Annotated in this window: 9 protein-coding genes; 5 read left to right on the forward strand and 4 right to left on the reverse strand. The window is 68.2% G+C overall.

The genetic code is table 11. From position 1 onward, the window contains the following. Positions 1–4 precede the first annotated feature (4 nt). Entirely contained in the window at positions 5–1,978 is a 1,974-nt protein-coding gene (locus AC1U7O_RS08725; protein ID WP_479894337.1) for a B12-binding domain-containing radical SAM protein, read from the forward strand. Positions 1,979–2,022: 44 nt separating this feature from the next. On the opposite strand, the gene AC1U7O_RS08730 is transcribed toward AC1U7O_RS08725, so the two are convergent. After that, entirely contained in the window at positions 2,023–2,271 is a 249-nt protein-coding gene (locus AC1U7O_RS08730; RefSeq protein WP_479894338.1) for a hypothetical protein, read from the reverse strand. 101 nt (positions 2,272–2,372) lie between these two features. Here AC1U7O_RS08730 and AC1U7O_RS08735 point away from each other — a divergent pair, with 101 nt between their 5' ends. The 4 genes from AC1U7O_RS08735 (at position 2,373) to AC1U7O_RS08750 (ending at position 6,117) form a co-directional block, all read left to right on the forward strand. Next, the gene (locus AC1U7O_RS08735; protein ID WP_479894339.1) at positions 2,373–3,611 is read left to right on the forward strand and encodes a hypothetical protein; all 1,239 of its coding nucleotides are present in this window, start codon (positions 2,373–2,375) and stop codon (positions 3,609–3,611) included. Positions 3,612–3,710: 99 nt separating this feature from the next. Beyond that, complete coding sequence (locus AC1U7O_RS08740; RefSeq protein WP_479894340.1) at positions 3,711–4,643, forward strand: PhzF family phenazine biosynthesis protein; 933 nt, start codon at positions 3,711–3,713, stop codon at positions 4,641–4,643. 12 nt (positions 4,644–4,655) lie between these two features. Next, positions 4,656–5,687 (forward strand): zinc-binding dehydrogenase, encoded by a 1,032-nt coding sequence (locus AC1U7O_RS08745; RefSeq protein WP_479894341.1) that lies wholly within the window; start codon positions 4,656–4,658, stop codon positions 5,685–5,687. A gap of 28 nt (positions 5,688–5,715) precedes the next feature. Then, a complete protein-coding gene (locus AC1U7O_RS08750) occupies positions 5,716–6,117 on the forward strand; it encodes a CBS domain-containing protein (RefSeq protein WP_479894342.1) in 402 nt (133 codons plus the stop codon). A 31-nt stretch (positions 6,118–6,148) separates the two neighbouring features. Here the strand turns inward: AC1U7O_RS08750 and AC1U7O_RS08755 are convergent, their stop codons facing one another. The 3 genes from AC1U7O_RS08755 to AC1U7O_RS08765 form a co-directional block, all read right to left on the reverse strand. Next, the gene (locus tag AC1U7O_RS08755; RefSeq protein ID WP_479894345.1) at positions 6,149–6,655 is read right to left on the reverse strand and encodes a MogA/MoaB family molybdenum cofactor biosynthesis protein; all 507 of its coding nucleotides are present in this window, start codon (positions 6,653–6,655) and stop codon (positions 6,149–6,151) included. Between the two features lie 71 nt (positions 6,656–6,726). Further along, positions 6,727–7,053 carry a (2Fe-2S) ferredoxin domain-containing protein gene (locus AC1U7O_RS08760; protein ID WP_479894343.1) on the reverse strand — a complete coding sequence of 109 codons (327 nt, stop codon included), beginning with the start codon at positions 7,051–7,053 and terminating at the stop codon, positions 6,727–6,729. A gap of 9 nt (positions 7,054–7,062) precedes the next feature. Then, positions 7,063–7,506 (reverse strand): gamma-glutamylcyclotransferase family protein, encoded by a 444-nt coding sequence (locus AC1U7O_RS08765; RefSeq protein WP_479894344.1) that lies wholly within the window; start codon positions 7,504–7,506, stop codon positions 7,063–7,065. Between the last annotated feature and the right edge of the window lie 175 nt (positions 7,507–7,681).

Consider the following 7,681-nt stretch of genomic DNA (forward strand, 5'->3'; position numbering starts at 1 on the left):
CGCCATGGCGCCCCCCCTGATCCAGCTCGACGGCAAGGTCCCCCGGCCCCAGGAGGGGCGCATGCTCAAGACCCTGCTCCTGTTCCCGCCGGAGTGGGTCCCCACCGCGCCCTACCTCGCGTTGCCCTGCCTCACGGCCGTCCTTCGGCAATACGGCTATCCGGTCGTCCAGAAGGACGTCAACATCGAGATGTACGACCTCTTCTTCAGCGACACCTTCCTGGTGTGGGCACGCACGCGCATGGCGATGCAGCGGCGCGCGCTGGAGGCCAAGGAGCGGGCCGGGGCGCTGAGCGAGTCGGAGGCGGCGCAGAAGGCGTTGCTGGAGGAGAAGCTGGCCCAGGACGTCTTCGACCTGGCCGAGCGGGCCCAGGCGGCCAAGCGAACGGTCCGGGGCGAGGACTTCTACGAGGCGGATCGGCTGGAGTCGGCGCTAAACGTCTTCCGGGAGGCGATGCAGTACATCTCCGCCGCCTACTACCCCGCCTCGATCGTCTTCTATCCCATGGAAAGCAACCTGGGCTATCGGCCCGGCGTCTCCCGCGAGGTCTTCGCCTGCCTGGACGACGAGCAGGTGAACGTCTACCGGGACGTCTGCCGCCAGCTCGTGCTGCCCGCCGTCGGTCGGGAGGCGCCCGACGTCGTCGGCGTCTCGATCGGCACCCAGATGCAGCTCATGGCCGGGCTGACCTTCTGCAAGATGATCAAGGAGGCCTTCCCGCACGTCCACGTCACCATCGGCGGCAACGTCGTCACGCGGCTGCACGAGGACTTTCCCAAGCACGAGCGCTTCTTCACCGAGGTGTTCGACTCGGCCATCCTCTACGAGGGCGAGCACGCGCTGGTCTGGCTCCTGGAGGCGCTGAGCGGGACCCGGAGCTTCGCGGCGGTGCCCAACCTGATCTGGCGCGACGGGGAGGGAGTCCACGTCAACCGCGAGATCCACACGGAGAAGACGACCGCGCTGCCGCTCCCGGACTTCGACGGGATGCCGCTGGACAGCTACTTCGTGCCGGTCCGCATCCTGCCCTACCTGGCGACGCGGGGCTGTTACTGGGGGCGCTGCACCTTCTGCGACCACGGCCAGGGCTACTTCGACCAGTACCGGGGCATGCCGGCCCACCTCGTCGTCGAGCAGGTGAAGGCCTTGAAGGAGAAGTACCGGGCCGAGCACTTCCTCTTCGCCGACGAGTCCTACCCGCCGGCCCTGTTCAAGCGGGTCGTCCAGCTCCTGGTCGAGCAGAACGTCGGCATCAAGTGGACCACGCTGATCCGGTTCGAGGAGTCCCTGCACGAGCAGGACCTGCGGCTCGCCGCCGCGTCCGGCTGCTGCACCCTCTACTACGGCATGGAGTCGGCCAACGAGCGAGTCCTCGGCCTGATGGACAAGCACGTCAAGAAGTCCGTGATCGCGCGCAACCTCCGGGAGGCCGCGAACGCCGGCATCTGGAACCACGTCATGGCCTTCTACGGCTTTCCCGGCGAGACGCGGGAGGAGGCGGAGGAGACGCGGCGATTCATCCTCGACCACCGGGAGCACATCCACTCGGTCGAGCTGTTCTACTTCGTGGCCTACCGGCACACGCCGATGGTGCGGGAGCCGGACAAGTTCGGCATCACCATCCACCGGCAGGAGGAGTACGACCTCCCGCTGGACTACTACTACACGCTCAACGAGCCGGGGGGGATCGGCTGCCTGGAGGCCATGCAGCTCTGCGAGGAGTTCTACCGGAACGATTTCGAACCCTGGGCCGTGCGGGTCAACGCCCGCGAGCACGTCTTCCTGTACATCTCGAAGTTCGGGACCAACCGGCTGCCGCAGATCTACGTGAAGACCAGGGACGACGAGCCGGCCCGCGCGGCCGACAGCGTCACGGGGCTGGTGACCTGGCCGGTGGCGCGGGGGGATGCGGAGGCGGCCAAGGCCAAGGAAGGCGAGCCCTCGATGGCCCGCGTCGTCAGCCACGGGGTGTCGTGAGGACGTGAACGGCGAGCGGTGGAACCGAAGGGCTTGGAGGTCCGTTACTGTTCGTCCTGTACCCGTTCCAGGTGAGCCGCCAGGAGCCGATAGGCGGCCTCGATCTCCCCGGTCATGGCCTCGCCCTTCCTGTACATCAGCATGTACTTCCGCGGGTTGTTCGTGAGGCCGGCATACCGGTGGGGATGCCAGGCGGCCAGCAGCTCCCGGCGGCGGCGGTCGAGCGTCTCGCGGTCGGGCAGTTCAGCCAGGCCGAAGAGTGCCAGGGCGTGGGCGAGGTCGGTGGCCGCCATGGTCGCGGATCGTCGAGTGAAGGGCTCCCGGTGAACCGTCGGGTGCAGTCTGGCAAAGCCGTCCCGCGGCTGTCAACGGCCGGCCCGCTCCCGGAGTGACGATGCCAACCGCGCTCCCCCTGCTGCAAGCCGCCCCGCTCTTCAGGGGCAAGGATTATCGCGAGGCGTTGCGCCTCGAGATGGACGCCGGCAAGATCCCCCTCAGCCTCGGCAAGACCTGCCCCGTCAAGTGCGAGTTCTGCTACGAGCTCGACCATTCCTACCGCGAGACGATGGACCCGCCCCGGACGAGCCAGGAGGACTGGGAGTTCATCCTCGACTACATCCAGAAGAAGCCGACCGACCCCAAGCAGTTCTGGTGCCTGGGCGGCAACGAATACATGGAATGGACCGACCTGTTCCTCCATCCCAAGGCGATGGAGTGGGTCGAGGACTTCCTCGCGTACACGGACAAGAACCTGACCTTCTTCACGGTGGGCTTCGTCCACGTGCCGAAGGTCCACCAGTTGGCCGCGCGTTATCCCGGCCGGATCAACTTCGAGCTGTCCGTGATCACGCTGGGCCGGTACCGCCAGCGGCTCATGCCGCACGCTCCCTCCGTGAAGCATCTGATGAAGGTCCTGGACGGGCCAGCGGTGTCTTCCGCCAACTTCTACAGCTTCGACCGCGACACGATGGCGCCGGACGCGATCGAGATCTCCAGGATCAACCAGTCCTGCGTGCTCTGGATGGGATGTCTCACCCCGGTCAAGGGGATCAAGCCGGAGACGGCGGCGCTCATGCGCCAGGGGCGGCGGTTCCTGGCCGGCGAGGCGCGTCGGATCTACGAGGCGGCGCTTCCGAACATGCAGACGATCCACACCGAGTCGTACATCACCGCCTTTCTCAACCGGAAGGCGATCGTCAAATTGTTCGATTCGCTGGAGCTGGAGAAGAAGGACACGGTCGTCGTCAGCGGGAGCGTCCACCGGATCCTCTCGATGTACCGAAAGAACCGCGCCCGCTTCCTGTTCGTGCCGAACGCGACCCTGGGCGGCGACTCGGACTGCACCGTCCTGCTCACCTTCGACGACATCGCGCGACGACTGACGGGGGAGAAGGTCGTGCACATCCCGAAGTGCGTCATGCAGTCCGGGCGGGGCGACGACACGGACATCGCCGGCGTCAGCCTCGAGCAGTTCGTGCGGAAGACGGGCGTGAAGGTGCGGGTCCTCCACAAGATCGATACGGCCTTCGCCAATCGCCGGCTCTACCGGAACGGCTACCTCCGCAACTACGTGGAAGACTACGTGGCGAACCCCCTCACGCAGGAATACGAAGCCCTGCCGCTGCCGGCCTGAGCCGCGCCGTTCCCGCGGAGCCGCGGTTCGCCCGCGCCGGCGGAGGGGCCGCCCGCGTTGACAAAGCCTCCCCGCTGACCTACAGTAGCCCCACCCGCTATGAGCCCGCACCGCCGCACGCTCACGTTCTACCAGGCCGATGTCTTCAGCAATCTGCCCTTCGGCGGCAATCCGGTGGCCGTGCTCCCGGAGGCGCAGGGGCTGACCGACCGGGAGCTGCAGCAGATCGCCCGGGAGATGAACCTCTCGGAAACGGTCTACGTCCTGCCGCCCGAGGACCCGTCGGCGGCGGCCAAGATCCGGATCTTCACCCCGATTCAGGAGATCCCCTTCGCCGGCCACCCCGTCATCGGCGCCTTCTTCGTCCTCGCCGCGGTGGGGCGGCTGCCGTTGATCGAGCCGGTCACCCGCGTCCACTACGAGTGCAACATCGGCGTCTTCCCCCTGGAAGTCTACGTCCGCAAGGACGAGATCCTGCGGGTGGTGATGACCCAACCCAAGCCGGAGTTCCTGGGCCGGGTCGAGACGGTCAAGGACCTGTTCGAGGTCGCCAACGTCCTGGGGCTCGCCAAGAAGGACATCACCGGCGCCAAGTTCCCGGTCGAGGTCGTCTCGACGGGCCTGCCGGTGATCATCGTGCCGGTGCGGACCCTGACCGCGGTCCGGTCCATCGTCCCGAACGACGCGGGGATCAAGGAACTCTGCGCCCGTTACGGCGCGAACGGCCTGATGGTCTTCACCACCGTCACGGTGGAGGCGGTGTCGAGCGTGCACACGCGGGTCTTCGCGCCGCCCATCGGCGTGCCGGAGGACCCGGCCACGGGCAGCGCGAGCGGGGCGCTCGGCGCCTACCTGGTCCACAACGGCGTCGTGCCCGTGGGGCCGACGACGGAGATCATCGCGGAGCAGGGGTACGAGGTGGATCGGCCCTCGCGGATCATGATCGTGGTGGAGTCCGACGACGACACGATCCAGGAGGTCAAGGTCGGCGGGCAGGCCGTCATGATCATGCAGGGAACCCTGACGTTTTAGGAGCGTGTGGCGATGAAGGCCGTCGTCTTCCACGAACATGGGGGACCGGAGCGGCTCTCCTACCAGGAGGTGCCCGCGCCGCGGCCGGGCCCCGGCCAGGCGCTGGTCCGCGTGAAGGCTTGCGCGCTCAACCACCTGGACATCTGGGTCCGGCAGGGCATCCCGGCCTACACGATCCCGTTGCCCCACATCTCCGGGTGCGACATCGCCGGGGTGGTCGAGGCGGTCGGCGACGGGGCGGTCGGTGTCGCGCCCGGCGAGCGCGTCGTCGTGTCGCCCGGCGTGAGCTGCTGGCGGTGCGCCGCCTGCCTGGCCGGCCGGGACAACGAATGCGCGAGCTACCATCTCCTGGGGGCGCAGGTGGACGGCGGCTACGCGGAGCTGGTCGCCGTGCCGGACCGGAACCTGTTGCCCCTGCCGAAGGGCCTGTCCTTCGAGGAGGCCGCCGCCTTCCCGCTCGTCTCGGTGACGGCGTGGCACATGCTCTTCGCCCGCGCGGGGCTTAGGCCGGGGGAGACGGTGCTGGTGATGGGGGCGGGGAGCGGCGTGGGCAGCGCGGCCGTCCAGCTCGCCCGGGCGGCGGGCGCGAGGGTGTTGACGACGGTCGGCTCGGAGGAGAAGGTGCCCAAGGCCCTCGCGCTCGGAGCCGAGGCGGCGCTCATCCATGGCCGGGAGCCCCTCGCCAAGCGGCTGCGGGAGCTGACCGGCGGGCGGGGGGTGGATGTCGTCGTCGAGCACATCGGTCCGGCGGTATGGGAGGACTGTGTCGGCGCCCTGGCCCGCGGCGGGCGCCTGGTGACCTGCGGGGCGACGACGGGGCCGGAGGTCAAGGTGGACCTGCGCGCCCTGTTCTCCCGGCAGATCACGCTGCAGGGCTCCTACATGGGGACCAGGGCCGAGCTGGCGCAGGCCGCCGCGCTGGTCGAGCGGGGGCTGCTCAAGCCCGTGGTGGACCGGGTGTTTCCGCTGGCCGAGGCGAGGGCGGCGCAGGAAGCCATGGTGAGCCGCCGCCTCTTCGGCAAGCTGGTCCTCTCGGTGGGCTAATCGCCTCGGGCGAGAAAGGGAGTGAACGATGTCAACGTTGCTGCAGATGATGCGCCGGGAGATGAAGAAGATCGCCCACACGGCGACCGTGCGCGAGGCGGCCGGGCGGATGAAGGCGGAGCGGATCGGGTCGCTGCTGGTGGAGAAGGGCGGCGCGCTCGTCGGGATCGTGACCGAGACCGACATCGTCCGGCGCGGCGTCGCCGACGGCGCCGACCTCACGACGCTGACGGTGGAGCAGATCATGACGAGCCCCATCGTCTCGATCGAGTCCACGCGCACGGTCCAGGACGCCCACGACATGATGGGGGACCTCGGCATCCGACACCTGGGCGTCACCGAGGGCGGGAAGCTGGTCGGCCTGGTGTCGGTCCGCGACCTGCTGGTCTATTTCAAGCGGGTGTCGGAGCCGAAAATCATGCAGGACTGAGGGGTGCGGCCTCTCGGTTCGCGACCGACGACTACTTCGTGATTTCCCGAATGATGTGGCCGAGCTCGGGGAGGATGAGCTTCTCCATCGCGAGGCGGACGGCGCCCTCCGAGCCCGGCGTGGAGAAGAGGGCGCGGCCCTTGTAGAGCCCCGCCGTCGCGCGGGTCATGATGGCCGGGGCGCCGATGTCCTGGTAGGTCAAGTAGCGGAAGATCTCGCCGAACCCGTCGAGCCGTTTCTCCAGCAGCGCGTCCACCGCTTCGAAGGTCGAATCCCGCCGCGAGATGCCCGTCCCGCCGTTGATGATGATCGCCTGCACCTCGTCCCGGCCGACGGCCGACTCGATGATTCCCCGGATGGCGGCCGGCTCGTCCTTGACCAGGTGGTAGCCGGCGACGTCGTGCCCGGCCTCGGTCAGAAGCCGGCGGATGAGGGCGCCGCTCGCGTCGGTGTCGGGGGTCCTGGTGTCGCTGCAGGTGATGATAAGGCAGCCGACGCGACGCGGGGCGTGGCGCTTGTGTGCCTGCGGAGCGGTCATGCCGGCCGGAGGGTGGGGCTCGACGGCGTGCTGGTGTCGGTGCTCCCCCATGACCGCCCGCCCGACGCCCTTCAGCACCAGATCGAGTCGGGGTTGAGCCGCGCGACTGGCTGACCCTTGCCGATATGCTCGTCGAGGATGGCCGGGACGTCCGCTTCTTTCACCTTGGAATACCAGGTGCCGTCCGGGTAGACGACGACGGTCGGGCCCTGCTCGCAGGGGCCCAGGCAGGCCGAGCCGGTGACGAGCACCTGACCGGGCTGGATGCCGCGCTCCATCAGACCCATGTTGAAGGCCATCAGGATGCCCGGCGAGCCGGCGGCGCCGCAGGAGGGTTTGGGGTGGCCGGGAGGACGGCTGTTCGTGCAGACGACGATGTGATATTTCGGCTTCGGCATGGGGCTCCTTCACTTGGGCTTGTACGAGCGCCAGCGCTCGATGCACTCTTCCGGAAGCTTCCAGTGGGCGGCGCCGGCGATCACCCAGTCGAGGTAATGCTCCTTCGGCCTGAACTTGCCGATGGGGATCGCGGCGTGGGTGGTGACGAGGAGCTTGTCGTTCTCCTCCGTGACGACGGTCACGGGCACGTGCCGGAAGGCGTTGGGCGGCACTTCGCCCTCGAACTCGTCGAGCAGCTTGAGGTCTTCGTCCGTGACCTCGAGCACGACGCCCCAGACCCGCTCGCCGGGCGAGGGGGTCACGCTGGCGATCCCGCACCGCCATTGGGACGACCAGCGGCAGAAATGGATCGTGTGCTCGGGCAGGTAGGCCTTGCACACGAACCGGTGCTCGGGCGCCCGCCGCTTGAGCTGGGCGGGGTTCATGTTGTCGGCGTAGACGAAGAATTTCATCGTTGCGTGAGTCCGTGGAAGGCGCGGCCCGCGCGGGCCGGATACTTCTACCACATCGCCGCGCGGGATTGTCAAGGCCGCCGCGGAGCGTGAGCGGACCGCGCGGCGCGGCGTCGCCCGGCCTGTCAAGCCATTTGGAAATCTTACCCTGGAGTGATTCGTTGCGTCATTTCTC

This window comes from Candidatus Nitrospira neuquenensis (assembly GCF_979578155.1).